The 26853-nt window shown below is 45.2% G+C and carries 26 protein-coding genes and 1 pseudogene; 19 read left to right on the top strand and 8 right to left on the bottom strand.

The features are described from left to right. Positions 1 to 58: 58 nt before the first annotated feature. On the bottom strand, positions 59 to 523 hold the full coding sequence (gene asnC, locus NL643_RS10170) for a transcriptional regulator AsnC (RefSeq protein ID WP_005389595.1): 465 nt from the start codon (positions 521 to 523) through the stop codon (positions 59 to 61). Positions 524 to 636: 113 nt separating this feature from the next. On the opposite strand from asnC, the gene NL643_RS10175 reads away from it, so the two are divergent. The 3 genes from NL643_RS10175 to NL643_RS10185 all read left to right on the top strand — a co-directional run bounded on the left by NL643_RS10175 (position 637) and on the right by NL643_RS10185 (position 5390). After that, positions 637 to 3762 (top strand): EAL domain-containing protein, encoded by a 3126-nt coding sequence (locus tag NL643_RS10175; RefSeq protein ID WP_253644373.1) that lies wholly within the window; start codon positions 637 to 639, stop codon positions 3760 to 3762. A gap of 89 nt (positions 3763 to 3851) precedes the next feature. After that, positions 3852 to 4631 carry a class I SAM-dependent methyltransferase gene (locus NL643_RS10180; RefSeq protein ID WP_017635032.1) on the top strand — a complete coding sequence of 260 codons (780 nt, stop codon included), beginning with the start codon at positions 3852 to 3854 and terminating at the stop codon, positions 4629 to 4631. 186 nt (positions 4632 to 4817) lie between these two features. Next, positions 4818 to 5390, top strand: coding sequence for a hypothetical protein (locus NL643_RS10185; RefSeq protein ID WP_104975734.1), 573 nt, complete (start codon positions 4818 to 4820; stop codon positions 5388 to 5390). A 68-nt stretch (positions 5391 to 5458) separates the two neighbouring features. Here the strand turns inward: NL643_RS10185 and NL643_RS10190 are convergent, their stop codons facing one another. Together NL643_RS10190 and uspA are read right to left on the bottom strand one after the other, a co-directional pair. Next, positions 5459 to 6337 (bottom strand): carboxylate/amino acid/amine transporter, encoded by an 879-nt coding sequence (locus tag NL643_RS10190; RefSeq protein ID WP_025768287.1) that lies wholly within the window; start codon positions 6335 to 6337, stop codon positions 5459 to 5461. A gap of 64 nt (positions 6338 to 6401) precedes the next feature. Beyond that, positions 6402 to 6827: a universal stress protein UspA gene (gene uspA, locus NL643_RS10195; protein WP_005379165.1), complete on the bottom strand. Its 426-nt coding sequence runs from the start codon at positions 6825 to 6827 to the stop codon at positions 6402 to 6404. 282 nt (positions 6828 to 7109) lie between these two features. On the opposite strand from uspA, the gene ftnA reads away from it, so the two are divergent. From ftnA to NL643_RS10210, 3 genes are all read left to right on the top strand, one after another. After that, positions 7110 to 7637, top strand: coding sequence for a non-heme ferritin (ftnA, locus tag NL643_RS10200; RefSeq protein ID WP_005379167.1), 528 nt, complete (start codon positions 7110 to 7112; stop codon positions 7635 to 7637). Positions 7638 to 7728: 91 nt separating this feature from the next. Beyond that, entirely contained in the window at positions 7729 to 8052 is a 324-nt protein-coding gene (gene uspB, locus NL643_RS10205) for a universal stress protein UspB (RefSeq protein WP_005379169.1), read from the top strand. 180 nt (positions 8053 to 8232) lie between these two features. Beyond that, entirely contained in the window at positions 8233 to 9426 is a 1194-nt protein-coding gene (locus tag NL643_RS10210; RefSeq protein ID WP_005382944.1) for an NAD(P)/FAD-dependent oxidoreductase, read from the top strand. 93 nt (positions 9427 to 9519) lie between these two features. Here NL643_RS10210 and NL643_RS10215 read toward each other — a convergent pair whose 3' ends face one another. Then, a complete protein-coding gene (locus NL643_RS10215; protein WP_005382945.1) occupies positions 9520 to 10863 on the bottom strand; it encodes a sigma-54-dependent Fis family transcriptional regulator in 1344 nt (447 codons plus the stop codon). 436 nt (positions 10864 to 11299) lie between these two features. Between NL643_RS10215 and NL643_RS10220 the strand changes: the two genes are divergently transcribed. The 5 genes from NL643_RS10220 to NL643_RS10240 all read left to right on the top strand — a co-directional run bounded on the left by NL643_RS10220 (position 11300) and on the right by NL643_RS10240 (position 14623). Beyond that, positions 11300 to 11851: a BON domain-containing protein gene (locus NL643_RS10220; RefSeq protein WP_047103707.1), complete on the top strand. Its 552-nt coding sequence runs from the start codon at positions 11300 to 11302 to the stop codon at positions 11849 to 11851. Positions 11852 to 11896: 45 nt separating this feature from the next. Beyond that, complete coding sequence (locus tag NL643_RS10225) at positions 11897 to 12073, top strand: DUF1328 family protein (RefSeq protein ID WP_005379177.1); 177 nt, start codon at positions 11897 to 11899, stop codon at positions 12071 to 12073. Positions 12074 to 12081: 8 nt separating this feature from the next. Continuing rightward, on the top strand, positions 12082 to 12279 hold the full coding sequence (locus NL643_RS10230) for a hypothetical protein (RefSeq protein WP_005379178.1): 198 nt from the start codon (positions 12082 to 12084) through the stop codon (positions 12277 to 12279). 103 nt (positions 12280 to 12382) lie between these two features. After that, positions 12383 to 12814, top strand: coding sequence for a hemerythrin domain-containing protein (locus NL643_RS10235; RefSeq protein WP_005379185.1), 432 nt, complete (start codon positions 12383 to 12385; stop codon positions 12812 to 12814). Positions 12815 to 12958: 144 nt separating this feature from the next. Continuing rightward, positions 12959 to 14623 carry a diacylglycerol kinase family protein gene (locus NL643_RS10240; protein ID WP_213911579.1) on the top strand — a complete coding sequence of 555 codons (1665 nt, stop codon included), beginning with the start codon at positions 12959 to 12961 and terminating at the stop codon, positions 14621 to 14623. A gap of 201 nt (positions 14624 to 14824) precedes the next feature. On the opposite strand, the gene NL643_RS10245 is transcribed toward NL643_RS10240, so the two are convergent. Then, a complete protein-coding gene (locus tag NL643_RS10245; protein WP_005379193.1) occupies positions 14825 to 15223 on the bottom strand; it encodes a hypothetical protein in 399 nt (132 codons plus the stop codon). Positions 15224 to 15371: 148 nt separating this feature from the next. Continuing rightward, positions 15372 to 15809: a DUF2383 domain-containing protein gene (locus NL643_RS10250; protein WP_005379194.1), complete on the bottom strand. Its 438-nt coding sequence runs from the start codon at positions 15807 to 15809 to the stop codon at positions 15372 to 15374. A gap of 360 nt (positions 15810 to 16169) precedes the next feature. Between NL643_RS10250 and NL643_RS10255 the strand changes: the two genes are divergently transcribed. The 4 genes and pseudogenes from NL643_RS10255 (at position 16170) to NL643_RS10270 (ending at position 18440) form a co-directional block, all read left to right on the top strand. After that, on the top strand, positions 16170 to 16418 hold the full coding sequence (locus tag NL643_RS10255) for a hypothetical protein (protein ID WP_005379196.1): 249 nt from the start codon (positions 16170 to 16172) through the stop codon (positions 16416 to 16418). Positions 16419 to 16466: 48 nt separating this feature from the next. After that, positions 16467 to 16979, top strand: coding sequence for a hypothetical protein (locus NL643_RS10260; protein WP_033905884.1), 513 nt, complete (start codon positions 16467 to 16469; stop codon positions 16977 to 16979). Then, positions 16969 to 17298, top strand: a complete 330-nt coding sequence (locus tag NL643_RS10265) for a hypothetical protein (protein ID WP_253644374.1) — start codon at positions 16969 to 16971, stop codon at positions 17296 to 17298. The genes NL643_RS10260 and NL643_RS10265 overlap by 11 nt, the downstream gene beginning before the upstream one ends. A gap of 45 nt (positions 17299 to 17343) precedes the next feature. Continuing rightward, positions 17344 to 18440: pseudogene (locus tag NL643_RS10270) on the top strand (AI-2E family transporter). An 18-nt stretch (positions 18441 to 18458) separates the two neighbouring features. Here NL643_RS10270 and NL643_RS10275 read toward each other — a convergent pair. Then, positions 18459 to 20906 (bottom strand): EAL domain-containing protein, encoded by a 2448-nt coding sequence (locus NL643_RS10275; protein WP_085570072.1) that lies wholly within the window; start codon positions 20904 to 20906, stop codon positions 18459 to 18461. A 194-nt stretch (positions 20907 to 21100) separates the two neighbouring features. Then, positions 21101 to 22006 carry a DMT family transporter gene (locus NL643_RS10280; RefSeq protein ID WP_064368891.1) on the bottom strand — a complete coding sequence of 302 codons (906 nt, stop codon included), beginning with the start codon at positions 22004 to 22006 and terminating at the stop codon, positions 21101 to 21103. Positions 22007 to 22174: 168 nt separating this feature from the next. Between NL643_RS10280 and rmuC the strand changes: the two genes are divergently transcribed. From rmuC to ubiB, 4 genes are all read left to right on the top strand, one after another. Beyond that, complete coding sequence (gene rmuC, locus NL643_RS10285; RefSeq protein WP_005379209.1) at positions 22175 to 23707, top strand: DNA recombination protein RmuC; 1533 nt, start codon at positions 22175 to 22177, stop codon at positions 23705 to 23707. Positions 23708 to 23784: 77 nt separating this feature from the next. Next, positions 23785 to 24564 carry a bifunctional demethylmenaquinone methyltransferase/2-methoxy-6-polyprenyl-1,4-benzoquinol methylase UbiE gene (gene ubiE, locus NL643_RS10290; protein ID WP_005379210.1) on the top strand — a complete coding sequence of 260 codons (780 nt, stop codon included), beginning with the start codon at positions 23785 to 23787 and terminating at the stop codon, positions 24562 to 24564. A gap of 11 nt (positions 24565 to 24575) precedes the next feature. Next, on the top strand, positions 24576 to 25211 hold the full coding sequence (locus NL643_RS10295; protein WP_005379213.1) for an SCP2 domain-containing protein: 636 nt from the start codon (positions 24576 to 24578) through the stop codon (positions 25209 to 25211). Beyond that, entirely contained in the window at positions 25208 to 26842 is a 1635-nt protein-coding gene (gene ubiB / locus NL643_RS10300) for a ubiquinone biosynthesis regulatory protein kinase UbiB (RefSeq protein ID WP_005379226.1), read from the top strand. The genes NL643_RS10295 and ubiB overlap by 4 nt, the downstream gene beginning before the upstream one ends. Positions 26843 to 26853: the final 11 nt, after the last annotated feature.

Genomic DNA, 26853 nt, shown 5'->3' on the forward strand with positions numbered 1-26853 from the left:
AAAAACATCAAGGCCAACCGTTCGGTTGGCCTTTTTTGTACAGTTTTTATAAAAAATTTTACGGATTTACGTTTCGGTTGATCGGGTTCTGCAACGATATCAATGTCTCCGTGGACTGAACCTCATCAATGGCTTGCAGCTTGTCGATCAGTACAAATTGCAGCTCTTCAATCGATTTGCACATCAATTTGACGAATATGTTATACGCGCCCGTGGTGTAGTAAGCTTCAACGACTTCGTCGAGCGCGTTGAGTTTTTCTAACGCGGAGTGGTAATCACGAGCTGCATTGAGGTTAATACCAATAAAGCAGCACACATCGTAGCCAAGCTTTTTAGTATTGATGATCACCTCCGTTCCTTCGATGATGTCAGCCGACTTCATCTTCTCGATACGCACATGGATAGTGGCAGGGCTGACATCGAACTGCTTTGCCATTTCTGCGTAGGGCGTTCTGGCGTCAGCCATTAGTGTTTTTAATATTGCGCGGTCAAGGTCGTCGAGTTTCGGCAGGCTCGCATTCATACTATGATTTCCGTTAGGGATAGAGTTTTACCTCCCTTTTATACTCATAGCGGATAGGATTCACAAGGTTTGGCAGGAGTAACTGCGGGTTAACTCCGAGCTATGGAGATAATGTGCAGCGTTTTCTGGTTATTGCCGCGCTATGTTGGAGCGCGTTTGCTACGGCCTCAGATCCGAAGGTGTTGGTCGTGCACTCCTATCATCAGGTTTTTTTCTGGACGGACTCCATACAGCGAGGCATCGAGCAACAGCTGGGCGATCGAGCGCTGGACATGCGTGTGCTCTATCTAGACTCGAAACGTAACCAGAGTGAGCAGTTTTTTGCACAACTAAAATCCTTATATCTTACGAAATTACGCAAAGAGCGATTCGATGCCATTTTAGTGAGCGATAACAATGCGCTTGAACTCATGCAGCGTTTAGCCCCAATCATCAAAGACACCCCAGTTATATTTAACGGCATTAATAACTACCATCCTTCTTTACATCGTTCTCTGAATGCAACCGGAGTCATGGAAGATGTCGATTTGGAAGCGAATCTCGCTCTTATTGAGCGCTTACATCCGAACTACACACAAGTTCTCATCGTCAGTGACCACTCGGTGACCGGTGAGGTGTTGCGTTATCAAATCGACAATTTTGTCCTCAAGTTCCCGCAATATCGAGACAAAATCGTACAACTTGTCCCAGACAGCATCATCGATCTAAAACAACAAGTCGCAAAACTGAGTTCCGATAAAGTCGTCTTGTTCTGGACCTATTACCGAGATAAACAAGGTATGGTTGGCAGCGAGCGTGACTGGGTTGGTGTCAACAAAGTCTCAAACGCGCCGCTGTTTATGGTGCATGACATTGGTTTGGGTCATGGCGCAGTTGGAGGGGTTATTCAAAGTGGTTATCGGCATGGTATTGAGAGTGCAGAGATGCTTGAATTCGTTTTGGATAACCCTGATCAGCCTCTGCCTGCCGTGAAAAAAAGTGATTCTGAAATAAAGCTCGATTACCAAGCGGTAGCGCGTTGGGGATTGGGGGCTGAACAAGAGGTTTCTGCGGTATTTTTTAATAAGCCAATGAAGCTTTCTGAACGTTTTGCCAAGGAAATTCGCCTGTTTGGTAGTCTGTTTGTGGTGATGTCGGTGGTCATTTTGCTGATGGGTTATTATTTACAGCGGATGCGTCGCAGTGAGAGCGCTGCGCGAGAAAGCCAGGCTATTCTAGAATCGATTTTCGATCAGAGCATGCAGTATATGGGCATTTTGGATGCCAACGGTGTGCTTAAATCGGGCAACGATCACCTTCAATCCTTACTTTATCACCAAGGACTGCGTTTAGACCGACCACTTTGGTTTCATCCCAACTGGAGTGAGAAAGCCCAAGCGCTGCTAGAGGAGTATTTCCATGCGCCTCACCATCAAGTGTCGACGTTTGAAGCTGAAATTTGGAGTAAAGAACACGGCGCCTTGGTGTTAGAAGTTTCGCTCAAGCCTTTTTCTCAGCAAGTAGGGAATCATAAGCAATACTTGTTTGAAGCGCGCGATATTACCAGTCGTAAATTGATGGAGGACAAGCTCTACCAACGTGAGTCAACCCTACGCAACTATTATGAGCAGCAGCCCGTGATGATGGTGACGCTTGATAGTAATAACCGAATTCAAGAAGTGAATCGATTTGCTCAACTACTTCTTGGCTACAAACCGATGGACATGCTCGGACATCGCCTGAGGGAGTTCTATTTTGATGACAAAGTGCTGTTCCCTCGCCAAGTGTTATTGCAACCCAACCAGCAAGTGCATGGTGTTTGGCGACGTGAAGTCGAGTATCGTCATGCAAATGGTCATCGTGTTTGGGTGCGCGAGAATATTCGTCCGCTGAGTGAATCTGAGCAACTGCTGATTGTGGGCGAAGATATTACCGAAACCAAACTGCTCTCCGAGAAATTGGAATACCAAGCTCGCTATGACTTACTGACGGGGACTTACAACAGAAACCATTTTGAACTAGAGCTTAAGACCGCACTGTGCGAAGTGGACAGCCATCGTCGAGTCCACGCCATGTTGTACCTCGACTTAGATCAACTAAAAGTCCTCAATGATACGGTTGGGCATGATGCAGGTGATGCGGCGATTCAATTCTGCGCAAGTATGCTGGAAGGCGTTCTGCCGTACAATTCCATCTTGGCTCGAATGGGAAGCGATGAGTTTGCGGTGTTACTCAAAGACTGTGACGAATATGGCGCCATCAATATTGCCAAACTGATCATCTCGACACTAAGCGAACACCTCTTTATTTGGGAAGACACACGCCTGTTCATCAGTTGCTCAATTGGTATCCGTATCATCGATCATACCGCTGATACGCCACAAATGGTGCACGCTCAAGCAGACTCTGCTTGTCACGCCGCTAAAGAGCAAGGCCGTAACCGCTATAATCTATTCAGCTTAGATAACGAAGAGTTGCAGCGTCGTCAGATGGAAATGCAGAGCGTCAATTTGGTGCATGAGGCATTGTCGAATCAACGTTTAGAACTGTTTGCTCAACCGATAAAAAGCTTACAAAAGCACGAGACTCAAATGTATTTTGAGATTTTGGTGCGTATTCGCAATGGGTACGGTGATTATGTTTCTCCTGCGCTGTTTATCCCTGCTTCCGAGCGCTACAACATTGCCCATTGGATTGATAAGCAGGTTATTACTCAAACACTAGAGTGGTTTGAACAGCGTCCTGAGGTGGTTGAACAGCTTGGTCGCTGTTCGATAAACCTTTCAGGTCAATCTATGGGGAATCAAGAGTTTATTGACTTCTTATTGGAGCGATTGGAAAGTTCGACTCTGCCGTGTGAAAAAATCTGCTTAGAAATCACCGAGACAGCGGCGATGAGCAATCTGGATCAAGCCATTGAGTTGTTTACCAAGCTAAAGTCTTTGGGTTGCATGATTGCATTGGATGATTTCGGATCTGGATTGTCTTCATTTGGTTACTTAAAGAAACTTCCTGTCGATATCGTGAAAATTGATGGTCTTTTCGTGCAAGATATCAACGTAAATGAAATGGACCGCGTGATGGTTCGTTCAATCAATGACTTGGCGAAGCAACTAGGCAAAGTGACGGTGGCGGAGTTTGTCGAAAATGACCAGGTCATGCAGCATTTGATAGACCTCGGTGTGGACTACGGCCAAGGCTACGGTATTGGCCATCCTAAGCCGCTTTCTGAGCTAGTGGAGCAACTGATGGCTGTATAACCTCTGCGTAGCAAGCTCAACCTAGCATTAATAGGTAACTTAGGTATACACTCAGCGCCAGTTACCTCGATTTTTATTGGAGCCTCCTTTTGCAACTGCAATTGATCTGTGAAAACCCGTCTCAACAATCTCATCTTGATGAACTCGCTGCGCGTTGGCAGCTCTCACACACTGACGATAGCGATTTTGCTTTGGTGCTAACCACCGAGCGTTTGGAGCTACGTAAAGTGGATGAGCCAAAGCTGGGTGCAATCTTTGTGGATTTGATTGGTGGTGCGGTCGGTCATCGTCGCAAGTTCGGTGGTGGTAAAGGCCAGGCAATTGCGAAAGCTGCGGGGTTGAACAAAGGGGCAACGCCAACCGTGTTAGACGGCACGGCAGGTCTTGGTCGTGATGCGTTTGTGCTCGCCTCGCTAGGTTGTAAAGTGCAGATGGTCGAGCGTCATCCAGTCGTAGCGGCTTTGTTAGATGATGGCTTGGATCGAGCGAAACAAGACCCAGAAATCGGCACCTGGGTATCTGAGCGCATGTCGCTAATCCATGCTTCTAGCCATGATGCGCTGGAACAATTGGCGCAAGATAAAGACTTTGTCCAGCCAGATGTGGTGTATCTTGACCCGATGTATCCGCACCCAGAAAATAAAAAGAAGTCGGCGCTCGTGAAAAAAGAAATGCGCGTTTTCCAATCGTTGGTTGGCGCTGATTTGGACGCCGATGGCCTACTAGGACCAGCCATGGCGTTAGCCACAAAGCGTGTAGTAGTTAAGCGCCCGGACTACGCGAATTGGCTGAACGAGCAAAAGCCAAGCATGGCGATTGAAACCAAAAAGAATCGTTTCGACGTCTACGTCAAAGCCTCGATGGCATAACCTCCTGACTCGCAAAAACTTCTCGTCACAGCATTGAACCAAGTGCTGTGACGCTGCCATTCTTTCCTGAACACTATTGATAGTTTTCTCTTGCTAATTCCCTTCCCTGACTGTATATCTAACTAAGAATTATTATTATTTCACTTGTTGTGATGCGGTCGATAACTGGGAAGCTGGAGTAGTAGAATGGCTAAACGTTTATGTAAAATGAGTCGCAAACAGATCGCGGCAGAACTTGGTGATATCCATCGTTTAGTTGTCGCACCAAAATTCGTTTGTCGTTCTTGCGCACGCTCTTCATCGGCCAAAGATACCCTTTGTAAGCCAGCCGCAATTCCTCCACAAAAATGCCAAGACAAGCCATTGAGTGAGCAACAAGCATGTGGCTTATTGGTTGAAGCTCTGCCAGCACAAGCGATTCCAGTGACCACTAAACAAAGCAACGAAAAAGCCGCGATTGTGAGGCGTGTTGTTGAGCGTGTGAAAGAGAAAAAACAAGCCGAAAAATCTCCGGAGCCAGTAAGAGCCGACGCACCAGTATGGTTTGATTTAGCGGATAAAAAATCGCTCAAGAAAGCGAAAAAAACACTGAAAAAGCACTATAAGCAGCAAAAGAAGTTGCTAAAAGTGGCGAAAAAACAACAAAAGTTACTTAAGCGTCAGCGCAAGCTTGAAGCGCGCAATGCGAAACTAGAAGTGTTGCTGCCAACTCCACCTAATGCTTTGATGAACGCAATCTCACAAGCCAAAGTGCATTAATCAAACAAAAAACGCTCTCCAGTCGGAGAGCGTTTTTTATTGTCGAAATGTTTATAGGATTAGCTGCGTTACTTATTGGCGTAACTCATCTCTACGCGCTTTTTCACCCAGGTTTCGTTAATCCATAGGGATAGCATGATGATCGCACCGCCAATGGCGAGTCGCATGACATCAACATCGCGGTTCCAAATCACAATGTTTACAATCAAGCCCGCCGGAACCAATGCATTGTTCATTACTGCCAGTGCCCCTGCGTTCACCATAGTCGCGCCTTTGTTCCAAGCAAAGTAACCAAAACCAGAAGCAATCAACCCAAGGTATGTCAGAATGCCCCATTGCGTTGTAGTGGTTGGTAGTTTGTCGAGGTTACCCATGAGCGCGAAAGCCACGGTTGCTACACAAAGTGCACCTAAGTAGAAGTAGCCAAACACGGTGTGTTGTGGCAAATCGACGGGCTCACTCTCCATGATATATTTGTAGCCCACCTGACCGATGGCAAAGCAGAGGTTTGCTCCTTGTACGACCAAAAAGCCCAGTAGGAAATCTTCATTAATGCCTGCAAATTTAATCCAGGCGGCACCAAATACGGCTATTGCAGCGGTAACTAAGTACCAAGGTGAAAAGCGACCTTTCAAGAAGTCATAGATTAGCGTGACGTAAATGGGTGTGAATACAGTGAACAGCAATACTTCTGGCACGGAAAGGAGCAAAAAAGATTGGTAGTAGAAGCAATACATCAAACCGAGCTGGAAGCCACCGACAGTCATCAGTTTCGCGATTAGGGATTTGCTAACGCCACGGAATTTCAAAAAGGGAATGAAAACCAGGCTCGCCAGTGCCACGCGCATGAACACCGAGAACCAAGAATCAACCTGACCGGCGAGGTAAACGCCGATCAGGCTAAATGAGAATGCCCAAAGTAGGGTAACTGCGGATAGATAAGCCATGGATGAGAATCTTTATCAACAACAAATGTGCCCGCAGTCTAACCAAGTTTTATCGCTGCGCCAATCAGTCTTTTAGCGGTACGACCAGCATATCGACTGGTGAGCAGTTAATCAGCTGTCGAGTCGAAGATAGAATCTTGCTCCAGAAATCTTGGTGATGACCACAAACCACCAAATCGATACTGTAGTCTTGAATGGTATCGCACAGCTCATTACTCAAATCGCCACTACCGACTAAAGTATGGGCAATTGGGTATTGCGCATATTCAGCGAAGTTTGCCAATTGTGTGCGCGATGCTTCCATTGCTTGATGTTGCGCTTCTGCCATATTGATATCGATAAGCCCGGTGTAGAGTTCTGCGTAGTTCACGTCGATGTGAATAAAAGAGACTTTCGCATCCAGAGGTTTAGCCAGTGATACGGCTTTCTTAATCAACACTTTACTGTCGTCTGAAAGGTCGACTGCCACAAGTATGTGTTTGTAACTCATATTGCTATCTCCTTGTAAGGTCATAGTTTTAGATTAGCACCAACCCCAAAAAAAATTTGCTGAAGTGATCTCATATCGGTGCCGTAGGTACAAAGTCTTGTCTCAGTAATCATGTTATAGTGGCGTTATACCCAAGTGACTTTGATATGCTGAAATAAGCGTAGTGTTACTGACTAGAGTTGAAGTGAAACTTCGCCGTGTCTGCCAGACCAAGCTATTCTCGCAGCGTCATTTATTTCGAGGTTACTTGGGTATATTGCATGCACAATAATAGGAGTTAACATGCTGTCTCAAACTATGGTCGAACAATTGAATGAGCAAATTAACCTAGAATTTTTCTCATCCAATCTATACTTACAAATGAGTGCTTGGTGTGAAGACAAAGGTTTTGAAGGTGCGGCTGAATTTTTACGCGCTCACGCCGTAGAAGAAATGGAGCACATGCAACGCCTATTCACTTACGTGAGTGAAACTGGCTCAATGCCAATCTTAGGCGCTATTGATGCGCCAAAGCATGACTTTGCGAGCCTAGGTGACGTTTTCCGCGAGACATTTGAACATGAGCAAATGATAACGGAAAAAATCAACAAACTGGCGCACGTTGCATTTACTAGCCAAGACTACTCAACGTTTAACTTCCTACAGTGGTACGTGTCAGAACAGCACGAAGAAGAGAAGTTGTTTAAAGGGATTTTAGATAAGATCGAACTGGTAGGTGAAGACGGTAAAGCGTTGTTCTTCATCGACAAAGATCTAGCACAAATGGCGAAAGAAGGTTCATCTTCAATCATGGATGCTCCAGCTGCGTAAACGCGTTTTGGGACGTTGTAAGTAGCGGGTAAAGACGAAGTGTTGGTCGTCTTTTTCTCTTGAGCATTGTTGAAGATGTAGGGAGGAAAAGATGATCAGTGGAGACACAATCTTATTTGCGCTAATGGTGGTAACTGGAGTTAATATGGTCCGGTATCTCACCGCTCTTCGTTCTCTAATTTATATCATGCGTGAAGCGCATCCGCTGTTATATCAGCAAGTTGATGGTAATGGTTTTTTTACCACTCATGGAAATGTCACCAAGCAGGTGAGGTTGTATCACTACATTAAAAGTAAAGAATATCATCATCACCACGATGAAATTTTTACTGGTAAGTGTGAAAGAGTGCGTGAATTGTTTGTTCTATCGACTGCGTTGCTCGGCGTGACGCTACTTGCTGCCTTCATTCTCTAAGAGTCGATGATCTAGATAGTTGTTCTGTCTGAGATTTTACGTACATACAGAGCGCTTAGAGTTTAAGCGCTTTTCCCTTTCGGTATTTGTCGGTAGAATGTCGCGCCTAGAAAGCAAGGATGTGCAATGTGCACATCCTTTTTTATTTTGATTCGATACCAATCAGTCTAAGAGCTACCGATGAGTAAGAAATTTGATGTTGTTGTAATTGGCGCAGGCGCAGCAGGTTTAATGTGTGCTGCAGAAGCAGGCAAGCGAGGCCGCCGTGTTTTGGTGCTCGATCATGCTAAAAAGCCAGGACGTAAAATCCTTATCTCGGGCGGTGGTCGTTGTAACTTCACTAACTACGACGTTTCAGCTAATCACTATTTGTGTCAAAACCCGCACTTTGTTAAGTCGGCGCTCTCCCAATACACTAACTGGGATTTCATCTCGATGGTGTGTAAACATGGCATTGAGTTCGAAGAGCGTGATCACGGCCAGTTGTTTTGTGTCGATGCATTTACGGCCAAAGATATCGTGAAGATGTTGTTAGCTGAGTGTGACATGCCGAACATCGAGCAGCGTTACCAATGCGATGTTCATTCGATTGAAAAAATTGATGAAGGCTTTCGTTTGCATGCTGGTACTGAGATTGTCGAATGTGAGTCTTTAGTTATCGCAACAGGTGGCTTGTCGATGCCAAAACTGGGAGCGACACCATTTGGTTATAAAGTCGCGGAACAATTTGGTCTTCGAGTTATCCCAACCACGGCAGGTCTTGTACCATTTACTCTGCATAAAGAAGACAAAGAAGACTTTGCTGAGTTATCTGGTATCGCGGTACCTGCGGAAATTACGGCTGAAGATGGCACCATGTTCAAAGAAGCCCTGTTGTTCACACATCGTGGTTTATCTGGTCCAGCAGTGTTACAGATTTCTTCATTCTGGCGGGCCGGACAAAAGGTGTTGATCAATCTTGTGCCAAACGATGATGTTGCTGAGTTATTAGAACGCAGTCGTGAGAAGCATCCAAATCAGTCACTCAAGAATACGCTTGCCAAAGTGCTGCCTAAGCGTCTGGTTGAAGTCTTAATTGAACGTAAAGAGCTAGTCGATAAACCGCTAAAACAGTTCAATCAAAAGGAGCTTGCGGCGATTGTGGAGCGTCTAGAGCATTGGGATATCGCCCCGAATGGCACCGAAGGCTACCGAACTGCGGAAGTGACACTCGGCGGTGTCGATACTGATCACTTATCCTCGAAAACCATGGAATGCAAAGACATTAAAGGGCTTTATTTTATTGGTGAAGTGATGGATGTGACTGGTTGGCTAGGGGGCTACAATTTTCAGTGGTGCTGGTCGAGCGGCTTTGTTGCGGGGCAGTGGGTTTAATCAAACACCAAACGCAGCCTAACTGCATAAAAGATAAGATACAAAAAGAGCACTGAATAAAAGTCAGTGCTTTTTTTGTATTCCCATAGCGAGTTACTCGTCTTGATACTTTTCGAGTTTGTTATAGAGCGTTTTCACGCTAATGCCTAACTCCTGCGCTGATTCCGTTTTATTGCCTTGATTCTCTTCAAGGGTATTGAGAATGGCGGCTTTTTCTAGCTCTTCTAGTGAAACGCCCGCCGGAACAAGGTCTTCGATGCTGGTGCCTGTTTCCAATGGTGGTGTGTCGAAGATCAGGTGTTCATCTCGGATGGTGTCATCAGCCAAAATAAATGCACGCTCGATCGTGTGTTTGAGCTCACGGACATTACCTGGCCAGTCGTGTGCAGCGATTTTTTGGATCGCAGAGTCAAGAATCGTTTTGGTTTTTGCCTCATTGGCGTTGCGGTGTGCAATAAAGTGCTTGGCCAGACCGACGATATCACCGCCTCGTTCTCGCAGTGGCGGTATCGTTAATGGGAAATGCGATAACCGGAAAAACAGATCTTCACGCAGGAACTGCTCCTCAATGGCGATTTTAGGATCACGGTTTGTAGCAGCAATGATGCGAGTATTAGCGATATGAACCGTATTACTGCCAACTGGGCGATACTCTCCGGTTTCTAGTACCCGCAATAGCTTCACTTGATGCTCGATAGGCATCTCGGTGATTTCATCTAAAAATAGGGTGCCGCCCTCTGCCTGCTTAAATACACCTTGGTGAGTTTTATTTGCTCCGGTAAAAGCGCCTTTCTCATGGCCAAACAGTTCACTATCAACCAATTCAGGGCTAATGGCACCACAGTTAATCGCTATAAAGGGCTGTTGTTTACGCTCACTCGCTAAGTGGATGGTCTGCGCCACCAGTTCTTTGCCTGATCCACTTTCACCGACAATAAGGACGTTGGCTTCGGTTTTAGCAACGCGCCTGATCATACGATAGAGCTGATGCATCGGAGAGGAAGAGCCGACCAAAAGACCAAATTGGTCAAGATCGCTGGTGGACACTTTACGCCCTTGATCTTGTTTGTGTTGATAGTACTGGCTGACTTCGCTCAGGGTGTCCGTCAGAATGGCAATATCAACGGGCTTTCTGTAGTGAAAAATAGCACCCAAGTTCATCAGCTTATCCAAGTTCTCGTTTGGAGCGCCTGAGCTAATGATGATCAAGTCCATATCGTAGATGTCTTCGATATTAGAAAGACGTTGATAATCTGCACTAGTAAAGTGGGCGACTTCAACAATCGCAACTTCCGGTTTGAGTTGTAGGAAATCTTCAATCCATTGGTCTGCGGCATCGATGTCATGCAGACGAAATTTGTTCAGTTCCTGGCAAGAAGCGATGGCATTTTTAAGTGATGGATCTTGTATTCTTAGAAACAGGCTTGGCATCGACATAGAAATGTCCTCTTTACTATGACAGAAACAATGTACGTGGATTATTCTCACTTCACAAGACAAAATATTGTCAGCATAGATTTAAGGATTTGTTCGGTATTTTTATGTTGTTAGCCCCTTTTTGATATATATCGGTGAGAGCCATCAGTAGATATTTCCTTTTGTTCAGATTTTTATTTTTAAAATAATAATTTTGCTATTAATTGATTCTGGAGAAATAGCCTTTCTGTTTTATCAGGTTATTTCGGCACAAGTGACGGAGGCTTTATCACCGATTAAAAATTACATTCTTTACGTGTAAATAATTCATGCTTATACTTTATTGCTCATCTCTTTTTTACCTCTTTCCTTTATTAGTCACTTAAAAACAATGAGTTATAAAGTTGGCACATGGTTTGCTCCTAGGGAAGTGCAACGTCAATAAAGGAGAATTACCATGAATAACATCGCAGCTAAAATTGTACTTACGTCAGTTCTTGCTACTTCATCTACAGCAGTCTTAGCGAGTGATAAATGGGAAAAAGAATCCATGGACGCTTGGCTAGATGGTAAAGCTGAAACCACACTACTGCTAAACAGCAATCTCAACTCTTTTGATATCAATACCGATGTTGAGAATCAGGTCGTTACCCTTTCTGGTTCGGTAAACAATGATCTTGAAAAATCACTTGCCGAAGAGCTTGTTACTGGTCTTGATGGTGTGAAAAAAGTAAACAACGAATTGTCAGTAGTGAATGAAGGCAAGAAAGAAACTGATTCAGAAGCTTTAGCTACACTGACCGATTCTAAAATCACGACTATAGTTAAAACGCGCCTACTAATGGATACCAATGTGAGTGGCACGGATATTGATGTAACGACAGAACACAAAACGGTAACGTTGGCAGGTAAAGTTAATTCAGATGCGGAGCATGATCTTGCAATTTCAATTGCAAATAACACCAATGACGTAAATAAGGTGATTGATAAGCTAGAAGTGGTTCAATAATAGCGAGCCGAGTGATTTAACCCACTTTTATTAGGAGGTAACACTATGGTTCGTTGGATGTTTATTTTTCTGGCACTGGCACTAATTTCTGCACTATTAGGCTTTACCGGTATTGCAGGAGCTGCTGCCTCTATCGCGCAAGTGATATTTTACCTATTCCTATTGTCATTAATTGTATCAATAGTGATTGTTCTGCTGGGAAGAAAAAACGTAAATAGATAGGAGATTCCATGCGACTTACGTCATTTATTTACCGTATCGCCGCAGTATTCGGTTTGGTGTTTGCGTTGGCAGCTTGTAGTGAAGAAGGGCCAATGGAACAGGCCGGCAAAAAGATAGATGAAGCTGCCGAAGAAACCCAAAATGCGATTGAAGATGAATGTGAAAACATTAAAGAAAACCTAAACGCTGAAGACCAAGACTGTTAGCCGAATCAGGTTAGGTTTTTACGCATAGCTATGTAAGAGAGGGGCGGTCAATCACCGCCCTTCCTTTTGTCCCAATTGTTTACAATCAGATAAGGAGTCAAAGATGAAAAACATATTTGATGTACTGAAAGAGAGTCATGAAAAGCAACGCCTTTTACTCGATGCTCTGATGGAAACGTCTGGAGATTCCCCCGCTCGTGAAGAGTTTTATCACAACCTTAAAGAGGAACTCGAACAGCACGCAGCGGCAGAAGAGCGATTTTTCTACGCGCCTTTAATAGATAGCGATAAGACCATTGATCTCACTCGCCATGGCATCGCAGAGCATCATGAAATTGATAAAGTGATTGCACAGCTTGATGCAACCGATATGAGCTCGCCAGCGTGGCTCAACCTAATGAAAACCTTGCGTCACAAAGTGTTGCACCATCTTGAGGAAGAAGAGCAGCGTTTCTTCCAGTTAGCCGGTAAGGTAATGACCGATAAGCAGAAAATGAAACTAGCGGATGGTTATGTTGAAGAGATGGCAAGCTAGGTAGAGTGTTGGACCTTTTCGTGCCATTTCGGCACGGGAAGGCACTCAATCAAGGCGTTTACTCAAGTTCATGTATCCAAGCTCAATCCCCCGCGTATTCTAAATTCCACTAAAAAGTGCACTCGCTGAAGGCAAGGAGAGCGAATGTTTATCATCAAATATTATATTCTTGGCGCTCTGATCAGTTTATTGGCCGCTATCTATGCGCCTCAAATTATTGTTAGTCTGCTGTTCTTGTGGATATCTCTTTCTTTAGCGTTGGTCAGCGTAGCCTACGTATTCGACATTCCCTCTATTTTTAGAAAAAACCAAGATGGCAAGATTGTCAGATGGATTCGCTGGGCATTCATCCCATTTTTATTGGGGGCTAGAGCGTATAACTCCTGGGAAAGACGGCGTGATACAGTACCTCCAATCCAAAAAGTCAGCGACAATTTATACCTATCTCGCCGTTTGTTTCAGAGTGACTTAGATTTTCTCGAATCCAATGAAATCTCTTGTATTGTCGATGTCACCGCAGAATTTGCAGGCCTTGAAAGCGCGATGACCGACAAGCAGTTTCATTACCTGTCGATTCCGGTACTCGACCACAAAGCCCCAACGCTAGAGCGCCTTCGCCATGCGATTAACTGGATTGATACTCAAATCTCGTGCTCGCGGGCAGTGGTTGTGCATTGTGCGTTAGGGCGTGGTCGTTCAGTGTTTGTTGTGGCGGCGTATTTACTGAGCAAAGACCCGTCACTGACGGTTGAATCCGTGATGAAAAAAATCAATGACGTACGCAGTACCGCGAGATTGAATAAATTACAGATTAGAACGTTACGAGCGATCAGTGAAAAAGGCGTACTGGGGCTGGATCAATCCACTTGGATGGTGGTTAACCCTGTTTCAGGTGGCGGTAAATGGGAGGAAAACGAACAGCACTTGATTCGTGAGCTAACCAAAAAATATCGCTTGAGTATTCATCAAACCACCACAAACCTCAGCGCCGAGCAGCTAACACAACAGGCAAAAGAAAGTGGAGCTAAGCAAATCATCGTAGCTGGTGGCGATGGCACAGTAACAGAGGTGGCGAGCCAATTGGTGGATACCGACCTCAAACTCGGTATTGTTCCGCTCGGAACTGCCAATGCGTTATGTCATGTGCTCTATGGCGTTGGCGCAAAATTCTCACCGGTCGAAAAAGCGTGTGAAGCGTTGCTTGGCGGACACTACCAACGTATTGATACTGCGGACTGTAATCAGCGGCTTATTTTGTTGGTCTTAGGTATTGGGCTAGAACAGAAGATGATCGAGCACGCTCAGCGAGAAGAGAAAAATGTTTTTGGACAACTCGCTTACCTCACCGGCTTTTTTAATGCTGTAGTGGCGGAAGAAACGCAAGCTTTAACCGTTTCGTTAGACGCTCCAACTGAAGATGGAAAATATGACAATAATACACAAACGCTTGAAGTCCATAGTTTTGTCGTTGCGAATATCGCTCCATTTAGTACGTTGCTTGCCCAAGGTGGTGATGCGCCGCAGCCTGATGATGGCAAGCTGCATATCACATATTTAGATAACACCGAGTCTTTAGGCGGACGTCTTATCGCCTTGTCGGATCTGACATTAACGAGCGTAGGTGCACAGGAAGAATCGACACATTTTCAATACGCGACGGCTCAGAGCGTCACTATTTCTGCGAATAAACCGATTGAGTATGTGATTGATGGTGAACTGTATTCTGATGAGCAACTGGCAATCAAGCTGCGTCCAAAGTCATTGAACGTATTTGTTCCAAGCCAGAGACGTAAATCAGCTTCGCTTTAACACTGTAATCCGCGGATAACGCGCCATTTGCTTCGTATTCTACATGGCGCTTTTTCTGTGCTGTTTGATGATTTGGTGTGCGTCGTAAAAAGGCTATTAAGGTCGCTGCGTAGATGCAGCGGCTTTTGTCTATCTGCACCTTTTTATTAGGTTGATTGGGGATGAGGGTTAAACAAAGTGAAGAAAGAAGGGCGAGTATAATTACTCACCCTGAGGTAAGTGCTTTTCAATTTCATCGTTTTCAACTTGTAAAGCAGCTAACCAATAAGAAACAAGTGCGGTTAAGTTGGTGTCGTCAATGGCTCTAAGCAGGGCTTTTAAATCATCTAACAGTAATTTATTCATAAAATGCATTTCTTTGTAATTACCTAGCTCGGCAACGCCGTATTCGGTGGCATTTTCTGCAATGAATTGTTCACCATCTTGGTCGAAAAACAGCTTCGCCATCTTTTTGATCATCACTTTTTCTATTTTCACGAATCGATATGCCGCTCTTGCGAGTGTCATATGTGATTGCGGGTTAACGAGAGGCAAACACGTTTGGCGATGGTGTGTCATTTTTACGAGTAGCTCCCTTACTCGATTGTTATCCAATGTCATAGTGACCTCTTTATTTATGACTATTGTCGTGGGACATTTCTCGTGATGGTTATGTTAATGCGCCTGTGGGCTTGTCAGAAATGGCCAAAGCAAGTTGGCCATTTCTTTGATCAATACCGAGCTTTATTGCAAAGGCGACCACCAAGTTTTAGCTAATAAGGCTGATGCTGCTGAGTTTTTCTTTGCAGCTTTTTATATCGCTACGAACTTTCAGCAGAACCGAGTTATCCGCCTGCTCTGGGTGGGAAGTAATCAAATTCTCAATCTCTTTGAGTACCTTGCTTTCGACACCTTCAAGCTGTTCTAAATACATAGACTCTTTGTCAGAGGACACTTCCTTCATCACGTCGCTGTAGACCTCACGCGCCTTGATGGTGTAGGAAACCGGAGTGTCGTCGGCAGATTCTTCATTGTTACTTGCTAGAGAGTAGGGAGTGAGCTCAATGACTGCACGCTCACGTACTCTGAGCAGTTCTACCAACACATTATTCAAAGAAGTGTTGTCGATGTTCTCGATGGCCTTGTTGTAAATTTCATTTCCGCTTTCGATAAGCTCAATGATTGAGGCGATGTTTTCATTTTTCATATGCCACTCCTTATTTACTGGTGATAGGGGTGTTTGAGCGTATGGAATACAAACACGATGTTCATCTTCAATTGCAGGTTGTATGCCAATGAGTTTTAAGTCTTATTAATCAGTGACTTAATGTCTTGTTTTGCAATAAATTGCTAACAGTCGGTAAGGCGCTAAGAAAAAATTACAAGAATGGCGGGGAAAGCCTGGAAAGAATTACACGTACAGATACGGCTTTTTATCGAAATAAAAATAAAATCAATAAAAAACAACAACTTAAAATTCTGGCATGGATATGGCTTTGTAGGGAGTAAGTGAGGTCAAACATTGTTTCACTTGATTCACTATTCAACTCATTAATGGAGGCTAGTTATGGCTACTACAAAAGAAAGCACAGTAAAACCTCAAGAGCAGTTAGAAGAAGCATATCACTTAGCGGAACAAGCCACGACGGAAGCCGTTGGCGCGATGAAAGATCAAGCCAAAGAGAAGCTGGATGTCGGTGCACAGCAAGTTCAGCAGGCGACTAAGTCGGCAGAAAATGTAATCAAGGAGCGCCCATTGCTGAGCATAGGCTGTGCCTTCCTTGCTGGTTGGGCGGTTTCGAAGCTGATCAAATAATAGTGGTCACCAAGGATTAAGCCACACAACAGAAAGGCGAGGCTTCACATGAATAACTCAGGGCAAGTTACCAATCAGCAATCAGGCTCGGCGGCTTCAGACAGCGGCCGAGCCCCTGATGGGGCAGAAGAACAGGATATCCAACAAACCATTAATGGTTTGAGCAGCATTCTTGCGCAATTGGACCAACTGACGAAATCGCTAAAAGTATGGTCAGGTTCAACGTTGGATTTGTTCCTCTTGGAGATGAAAGTTAACGTGTCCGCAGTGCGTCAGATTTTGCTGTGTACCGTTGTTTTTACTCTATTGTCGGTATTGTTCGTATTCAGTTTGTGCCTTGCCTCTGGGGTGGTGGCTTATCAGTTAACTGCCAACGTGTATGTTGCCGTGGGTGTATTTATCACATCATTAGGCTTGGCATTATTTGCTTTAGCCTGGTGGCAGAAGCGTTTAGTTGGATTTCTTGGATTCAAAAATACGACAGAACAATTACAGGAGGGGTGGGATGCGCTCGCTACAAAAGCTCAATCGAGCCATGCGGATCAAGCGGATGGAAGGTAAAGCGTCTCTAGAGCAATGCTGTTTGTCGATGGAAATGTTCACGTTTACCACCAAGAAGTTTGTGAGAGAAAACCCTTGGACGACATTAGGCATTAGTGCTGTCGTTGCCGTTACCGCAGCAAAAGCAGGTCGATTGTCTCGACTGACTTCTTCTATTTCGTCAATGGGGCTATTGGTTAGCAGCGTGTCTGATATTACCGATTCGCTCACAAAGCCGGTCGCGGCAGCTTCTCTGGATGAGTCAGATGCGGAGCAAAATGGAGGAAATGCAGCAACACAAGTAAGCAACGCTGCGACGACAGAGGGCGAACCACTCTAATAGCGGATTTCACCGCAAAATTTTCTTACCGATTCTGAGCTTATTATGACAGCGAAATTGAACATTCCTGCCAACACTGCGATTGGTGCAACGCTTCTCGTCCTGTTACTCGTCCCAGGGCTGTATTTTGCCAAGCCAATATTGTTACCTATTGTGCTTAGCACCTTTATTTCTCTGCTGTGCTTAGCACCTTTATTTCTCTGCTGTGCAGCCCTTTCATTAATTATCTTGAAGACAAAGGTTTACCACGTGCTATTACCGTCGTGTTGACGCTGTCATTCCTCGTTGGCGCCTCAATTATTGGTCTTGCCGCCATGTCGGAGCCCGCCAAGCAATGGTGGTCTGAGCTGCCCAGTATCGTGAAAAATGTGTCGCAAGAAGTAAGCGAAGTTACTAAAGCTTCGGCTGATCACCTTAATACTCCATTGAATATCGCCAATGATATGAGTATGGATGAGGTCGGGAACAACACCGTCTTTTCTTTGGTAAAAACGCTCGCGACCACTACGCCGACGATTTTGACACAAGCGATGATCGTGCTGTTTATGGTTTACTTTATGCTCAATCATGGACGAAGCTTATTTCGAAAGTCAGTGTCTTACTTACATGGGTTCGCCAAACAGCGCCAAGCGATTGAGTTGGTCAAAGCGCTACAGAAAGACCTATCTCGATACATTGGCACCATCACTTTAGTGAATGCTGGGCTGGGGTTGAGTGTCGGGGCCGTGTTTTTTGTTCTAGGCCTTGAAGATCCATTTCTATGGGGCGCATTTGCAGGCGTGATGAATTTTGCGCCGTACCTCGGCCCTGTCATATCCATGGTGAGCTTTGGCTTTGTTGCTTATCTTCAGTTGGAGTCGGTCAGTTTTATGCTGACGGTGGTGTCTATCTATTTACTGCTCAATTTGATTGAAAGTCAGTTTGTTACACCAACACTATTGGGGAAAAGGTTTAACTTAAACCCGTTAGTGATTTTTGTTTGGCTTGTTTTTTGGGGCTGGCTTTGGGGCGGAATGGGACTATTGATCGGTGTGCCGTTGCTGGTTTGTATCAATATTTTGGTTGATCGTCTAGAGCTATGCCAATCAACCCAAAATCAAGCAAAGCAAATCACCTCCGCGGACGTGGCACCGCGAGAGTGACTTGAGGGTCAAGCTGGTTCAACGAAACAGTTTTCCAGCGCTCACTGGCTGACTAAATAAATATCCCTGACCATAAATACAGCCTTTTTCGAATAAGTAATCGGCTTGTTCCCGAGTTTCTATCCCTTCCGCGACGACTTTCAACGACAGCGTTTTTCCCATGGCAATAATGGCATTCACAATCGCGTTGCTGTCGCTATTACTTGGGACATCACTGACAAATGAGCGGTCAATTTTCAGTTTGTTGATTGGCAAACCTTTCAAGTAAGACAAAGACGAATAGCCAGTTCCAAAGTCATCCAGAGAAATCTCAATACCCAGTTCTCGTAATTGATTTAACGATGCAATGGCTTGTTGAGGGTCGATCAGTAAAAAGCTCTCTGTGATCTCCAAATCTAACCGTTGGGCAGGGTATCCGGTGTTATCGAGGATAGTACTTAATCGCTGAATGAAATTTGACTGCTGAAGCTGCAACGCAGAAACATTTACGGCGATTTTGCCAAACTCGATGCCTTGGTCCAGCCAAGCATTACCTTGCAAACAAGCTTGTTGTAACACCCACTCACCAATGCTTTGAATCAGCCCTGTTTTTTCTGCAATTGGAATAAAGTCTGCTGGTGGTACAAGGCCAAACTCTGGATGCTGCCAGCGTAATAAAGCTTCCACGCCGACAATCGAATTTTGTTCCAAGTTGTATTGCGGTTGGAATTCTAACCGGAGTTGTTGTTTTTCTATTGCTTGATGCAAAGCGGATTGAATGCGTACATGGGATACGGATTTATCGGTCAAATCCGGTGAGTAAAACGCGTAGCCGTTGCGTCCATTTTTCTTCGCTAAGTACATCGCGGTGTCTGCGTTTTTCAGTAAGGTTTCACTGTCTTGACCGTCTCTTGGGTACAAGGCAATACCAATACTGGTCGAGACACGAAGTGAGTCGTGGTTTGCCAAGTCGAATGGTTGCTGGAATACGCCTAGAATATCGCCGACGGTTTCCAATAAGGCAACATCACTATGGATGTCTGGCAAAATAATCACAAATTCATCGCCGCCAATGCGAGCCACATGCGCATTGAGGTGAAGAACATCTTGCAGACGAATCGCTAACTTAGACAGCAATTGGTCACCACAGAAGTGGCCCATGCTATCGTTGATGTGTTTGAAATGGTCGATATCTAAGAATAGGGTGGCAAACGTCTGCTGGTTTTTGTGTCCGGTTTCGATGTGTTGTTCGAGTAAGCTGAGTAAATGGGTGCGATTAGGTAGATTGGTTAATGGATCGTAAAAAGCCATGCGCTGCAGCTTTTCTTCGTGTGCCTTACGCACAGAGATATCTTCAAACACACAAATGTAGTTAATAAGGTGGTTTTTATCGTCCATTACGGCGCTAATGGTCGCTAGTTGCGGATAAATGCTGCCATCTTTCTTTCTGTTGATGAATTCGCCTTTCCATTGGCCTTTGTTTTCGAGTTGATGCCACAACTGTTGATAGAAACCTTGATCATGATGGCCTGAGCGCAGAATTCGTGGGTTTTTTCCTATCACCTCTTCAGAGCGGTAACCTGTAATTTGGGTAAAAGCCGTGTTTACATCAATGATGTTGGCATTGCGGTCTGTAATGACCATGCCTTCTTGCGAATTGTTGAAAATTTGGGACGCTAAGGAGAGCTGCGTTTCTACCATTTTTCGGCGGGTGATGTTACGTGTCATCCCCAGAATGCCGATTAAGTTTCCCGCATGATCACGGACAGGAGACTTAATGGTTTCTAGCCAAGTGGGGTTATTGTTTTCATCAATTTGACGGCATTCTTCAACAATATTTTGCGTGCCCGTGGCTACCACCAATTTATCGGCATCAATGAATTTTTCCGCACGTTCATGGCTAAACAGAGCAAAATCGTCTTTGCCAATGATTTCACTGTTGGTTTTTTGCCACGCATTTTCTACGCTTCGATTGGTCATCGAATAAAGACCATCCATGCCTTTTATCCATACGTGGTCTTCAAGGCAGTCGATAAACTCTTGTAGTGTTGGTGTTGGCTTTATTTCCGCGCTTTGATGTCGCGTTTGTTCTTGCTGCCAGTGCAAGTTGATATCAAAGCTGATCCGCCCCGCCATTGCGCTTAGCCATGCCGAAACAACCGTTGATTGATCATTAGGGTGAGTCAGTGTCAGTACGGCAAGCAATTCGCCATTAGGTAGCCAAATCGGTCCAATGCTCAAGGTTTGCTCTTCAAAGGGGGTATGGCTAACTGTAAAATCTGTCGGCGTAAAGTGATCGACAACTTGCGTTATCACATCGATGATAGCACGATGATTTTGGGTTGAGGTGGACACCTCAGTCGATAGCCACTGCTGAGTATCGCTCAGAGTATAAAGCTGTCCCTGAGCTTGAGTTACATCACAGCATTGTCGCAGAACGTGTTGCCAGTCTGCCATCAAAGGCGAAGGAATAGCGAAGCGAAACATAATTAATAACGAGTCCTAAATCGCCCAAAGGTAATTATATTAGAATCTAGCGTAAGCTATTGGGCTTTGTGAGTATCGTATCCAACGCGTAGCTAAATCCTAGCAGCGTAAAGTGCTTTCTATCATTAAAATGTTATCTATATCTCTTTTTTATCCAACTTATTGCATCGTTTTTTAGGGCTTTTGATAGGTGATTAAGAAGCGTTTACCGCTTTGGTTTTCTTGCCCCATGAGACTTGCTGAATGACTAAGCCACTGATGATCAATACCAGGCCAATCAAGGTTGAAGGGTGAATTTCTTCGCCGATGATGGTAGCTAACAACATGAGTGAGATAAATGGAGAAGCAAAGATCAGATTACTGATACGCGCGGTGTTTTGCGTTGATTTGAGTGCGCTCAGCCACAAAACGAAAGTGATCCCCATTTCAAACAGTCCGACATACGTCACCGCTGCCCAGCCTTTAGCTGAGATTGCCTGCCAGTCAGCACCTTCATAAAGACTTAAACCAATGGCGAATGGAATAGCGACCAAAAAGCCGAGCAGAACGCCAACCACAGGGTCGGCCTTATTTTTGGTATTTAAAATCCAGTAACCGGCCCACAGCAGCGTTGATAGCAGCGCAAGACCAACACCCAACGGGCTCTCAAATTCCATGCCTAAAAGATTGCCTTGTGTGGCAATCACTATCACGCCGACATAACTAAAACCGCAAGCCAGCCAGTCCTTACCACGGATCTTTTGTCCTAAGAAAACAGCGGCCATTAGCGTTAAGGTGATGGCCCAGCTGTAGTTGATCGCTTGAGCCTGAGATGCGGGCAGCAAGTCATATGCTTTGAACAGAATAACGTAATACGCCAAAGGGTTAATCAACCCAAGCAGTAGGTAATACCAAGGGTTTGAGAAAAATGTAGCACTTAACTGGCCCAATTTACCTTGCACACCACAGATTACTGTTAGCGCAATCGCAGAGACGATGCTGGCAATGCATAGCATTTGAATAGGCGTAAATTCTGCCAACGTGAGTTTAAATGCGGTTGCAACGGTAGACCAAAGTAATACTGCTGAGAGCCCAAATCCTAGGGCGCGACGCTCGTTCATGATGCCTCTGCGTGATGATGTGCCGCTCGGTTTGGATAATTTGAGCGGAAGAAAGAATATTATAGGAAGGCCTAGTGTATGCGAGGATTTTTCATCCAACAAACTGGACATTTATCCAGTGTCTAAATACCATTGTTATAGATACAAAACACAGGCTAACTCGCTATTATGCAATGGATTCTTGAGTACCAATCTCTCATTCTCTCTTCTCTTTGTGCTGCCACGCTTAGTGGTGTCGCTGCCGGTTGGTGGGTGAAACAGCGTTTTATCACCCAAACTCAGCTTCTCGAGCAACAACTTGTTTCAGAAAAACAGCTTCATCAACAGCAACTTGAACAGGTCAAGCAAAGCCTTGCCGATGCTCAGCAAGAGTTGGATGAATTAGATGATGAGCGCGATAAAGCCGCGTTTGAAGTACGCCAAACACATGGAAAGCTGATGGCAGCAATGGAAAAACTGCGTTACTTCGAGGCTGTAAAGCAAGAGCGCCAGCAATACTTTGATGAGCTTGGCCAAATGCGTGAACACAAATCACGTCTAGAAACGCAGCTGCGTGAACAGCAAGCTCGCCATGAGCAAATTAACCAAGCTAATGCCGAAAAACTGCAAATTTTAGAACAAGCAGAAGCACGCTTGAAACAACAATTTGAGCACTTGGCCAATCAACTGTTTGAAGAAAAAACCGCGAAGGTCGATTTGCAAAACCGTCAGAGTTTAGAAGGCTTGTTGTCACCGCTTAGAGAACAGTTAGAAGGGTTCAAAAAGCACGTTAATGACAGCTTTAGTCAAGAAGCTAAAGAGCGCCATACCTTAGTGCATGAGCTGAAAAACCTGCAACGTTTGAACGAGCAAATGACGCGCGAAGCGGTTAATTTGACCCAAGCGTTGAAAGGGGACAACAAACAGCAAGGTAACTGGGGCGAAGTGGTGCTCGCTAGGGTACTTGCCGAATCTGGCTTGCGTGAAGGGCACGAATATCAGACTCAGGTGAACTTACAAAATGAGGCAGGCAAGCGTTACCAACCTGATGTCATTGTTCATCTCCCACAGAACAAACAAGTGGTTGTAGATTCCAAAATGGCGTTGGTTGCCTATGAGCGCTACTTCAACGCCGAAACTGATGCTGAGCGCGATCAGGCTTTGAATGCGCACTTAGCTGCTCTACGTGCACATATCAAAGGGTTAAGCATGAAGGACTACCACAAACTCAAAGGTATTCAGAGTTTGGACTATGTACTTATGTTTATTCCGGTTGAGCCGGCGTTCCAAGTCGCGATTCAAGCCGATCCGAGCTTGATTAAAGACGCGATGGAGCAAAACATCATTTTGGTGAGCCCAACAACGTTGCTGGTGGCACTGCGCACCATTGATAATCTATGGCGCAATGAACGCCAAAATGAAAACGCTAAAATGATTGCGCAGCGTGCGACAAAACTCTACGACAAATTACGATTGTTTGTAGACGACATGGAGGGGCTCGGCGGTGCGCTGGATAAGGCGAATCAAAGCTATCAAGGTGCGATGAACAAGCTTGCCACAGGGCGCGGAAATGTGATTCGCCAAGCCGAAAGCTTTAAACACTTGGGAGTTGAAATTAAACGACCGATTTCTTCCGACCTCGCGCAGTTAGCGCAGAGTGATGCATTTTCAGAAAATGACCCGTTAGTAGAAAGACATCCGGCTGAGGATAAAGTAAACTAATCGCCCGCAGTGCAGTGGGCGATTTTATTTGTCAACAAACGCCCCGTAGAGGAAAGCGCTGCCTAAGAGGAATTAGAATGACGGACACAAGTTTGCAATCCAATACAGCGTTAGAGAATGAAACCACTCACTTTGGTTTCTCTACAGTGGCAAAAGACGAAAAAGTGACTAAGGTTGCCGAAGTATTCCACTCCGTGGCAACAAAATACGACATCATGAATGACCTGATGTCAGGTGGTATTCACCGCCTTTGGAAGCGCTTCACTATCGATTGTAGTGGCGCTCGCCCTGGCCAGCGTATTCTTGACCTAGGTGGTGGTACGGGGGATTTGACGGCGAAATTCTCGCGCATTGTTGGCGATGAAGGCCATGTCATCCTTGCCGATATCAATAACTCAATGCTTAACGTTGGTCGCGATAAACTGCGTGATAACGGTATTGTGGGTAACGTGCATTACGTTCAAGCCAACGCAGAAGAACTGCCGTTCCCAGATGATTATTTTGATGTCATCACCATCAGTTTTTGTTTGCGTAATGTGACTGACAAAGACAAAGCGCTTCGTTCAATGTTCCGCGTACTGAAGCCAGGCGGCCGCCTATTGGTGTTGGAATTTTCAAAACCAGTGCTAGAGCCGTTATCTAAAGTATACGATGCATATTCATTCCACTTGTTGCCGAGAATCGGTGAGCTAGTTGCGAATGACTCAGAGAGTTACCGCTACCTAGCGGAGTCAATCCGTATGCATCCAGACCAAGAAACGCTGGAAGGCATGATGCAAGACGCAGGTTTTGAAAACACCAAATACTACAACTTAACTGGTGGTATTGTGGCTTTGCATCGCGGTTATAAATTCTAAGGGTTAACGGCATGCCATTTGAACCACTTATCACCGCTGTGATTGAAACGTCACTGAATACACTGATCAAAGACGACCCTGCATTGGGCCGTCGTTTAGCGCGTCTAAAAGGTCAAGTTATTCAAGTTCACCTGAAAGAGATCAATAAAACACTGACATTCGTTTTTAGTCAGCAAATTGATGTGCTCGGTCATTACGAAGGGCAGCCTAACTGCTATCTATCGCTCAACTTGAGTGTGTTACCAGAGCTGCGCGATCAGGCCAACATCACTCGTCTTATTAAGCAAGATAAACTTGAACTCGAAGGCGATATTCAATTGGCGCAGAAATTCTCTCAGTTGATGGTGGATTGCAAACCAGATGTTGAAGAGTGGTTGTCTCGCGTGACTGGCGATGTCGCCGCACATACCTTTGTGCAAGGTTCAAAAAACATCGGCAACTTTCTTGCGTCTCAAGCAGAAAAACACCAGCGTCATCTTGCGCAAGTAGTGACTGAAGAATGGAAACTGGCTCCCGCTCCGTTAGAAGTGGCCTATTTCTGCGACCAAGTTGATGAGGTTCGCAGCCAGGCTTCTCGCATTGAAGCTCGTTTAACGGCTTTGCTGAATAAGCTGGATGCAGATAAGCCTGCATTGGAGAAACCATGACGCCAGCAGAACTAAAGCGCTTATACCACATCGCCAAAGTACAACTGGAATACGGCTTAGATGAGCTGCTTCCCGATCATCAACTGACCAAAGCTCCGCTTTTACTGCGCAAAAGCTTGTTTTGGATTAAGAACAAGCACCCAGAAAAACCACTCGGTGAACGTCTGCGTTTAGCACTGCAAGAGCTGGGGCCGGTTTGGATTAAGTTCGGTCAGATGATGTCGACGCGCCGTGACTTATTTCCTCCGCATATCGCTGATCCCCTAGCTTTACTTCAAGACCAAGTCGCGCCATTTGATGGTGAGCTAGCAAAAAAGCAGATGGAGCAAGCATTAGGTGGTCCGTTAGAAAAATGGTTTACCGAGTTTGATATCAAACCACTGGCGTCTGCGTCGATTGCTCAAGTACATACTGCGCGCATAAAAGACACTAACCAAGAAGTGGTATTAAAGGTTATCCGCCCAGATATTCGCCCAGTCATTGATTCAGATCTAAAACTGATGCACCGAATGGCGCGTATAGTCGCCGGAGCGATGCCTGAAGCACGTCGTTTAAAACCAGTTGAAGTCGTGCGTGAGTACGAGAAAACCCTGCTTGATGAACTCGACTTGCGACGTGAGGCGGCGAATGCCATTCAGTTGCGCCGCAACTTTGAGGGCAGCGAAGAATTGTATGTTCCTGAAGTTTTTCCCGACTTCAGTAATGAAACTGTCATGGTTTCTGAGCGAATATATGGCATTCAAGTCTCTGATATTGAAGGCTTGAAAGCAAATGGCACCAATATGAAATTGCTCGCGGAACGCGGTGTGAGTGTGTTCTTCACTCAGGTGTTCCGAGACAGCTTTTTCCATGCCGATATGCATCCGGGTAATGTGTTCGTCAAACCCGAACATCCAGAGAACCCAATGTGGATAGGGCTAGATTGCGGAATCGTTGGTACACTTAATAGCGAAGACAAGCGTTATCTGGCGGAAAACTTCCTGGCGTTTTTCAATCGTGACTACCGCCGAGTGGCGGAGTTACATGTGGATTCAGGGTGGGTGCCTGCGGATACCAATGTCGATGAGTTTGAGTTCGCGATTCGCATTGTGTGTGAGCCTATTTTTGCTAAGCCATTGTGCGAAATCTCCTTTGGTCATGTGTTGTTGAATTTGTTCAACACGGCACGTCGATTCAATATGGAGGTTCAGCCACAGCTTGTACTGTTGCAAAAAACGCTGTTGTACGTGGAAGGGCTTGGTAGGCAGCTATATCCTCAACTTGATTTGTGGGAGACCGCAAAACCATTCCTGGAGGAATGGATGATGAATCAAGTTGGGCCGCAAGCTCTAGTGAATGCGATTAAAGACCGCGCACCATTTTGGGCAGAGAAATTACCTGAACTGCCAGAGCTACTTTACGATAGCCTGAAACAAGGTAAAGCGATGAATCAACGTATGGATCAGCTTTATCAAGGGTATCGCCAGAGCAAGCGCCAGCAGGCGACAGGAAAGTTTTTGTTTGGCGTTGGCGCGACTTTAGTCGTATGCTCGGCAATATTGGTGAACGATGCTTTTGAGCAGCTTTCGTTGGCCTGCGGTATCGCAGGTGTCACATTTTGGCTGCTTAGTTGGCGAGCTTATCGTCAATAGACGTTAAACTC

Source organism: Vibrio sp. Y42_MX_L11 (genome assembly GCF_024181785.1).
Lineage (GTDB): Bacteria > Pseudomonadota > Gammaproteobacteria > Enterobacterales > Vibrionaceae > Vibrio > Vibrio diabolicus.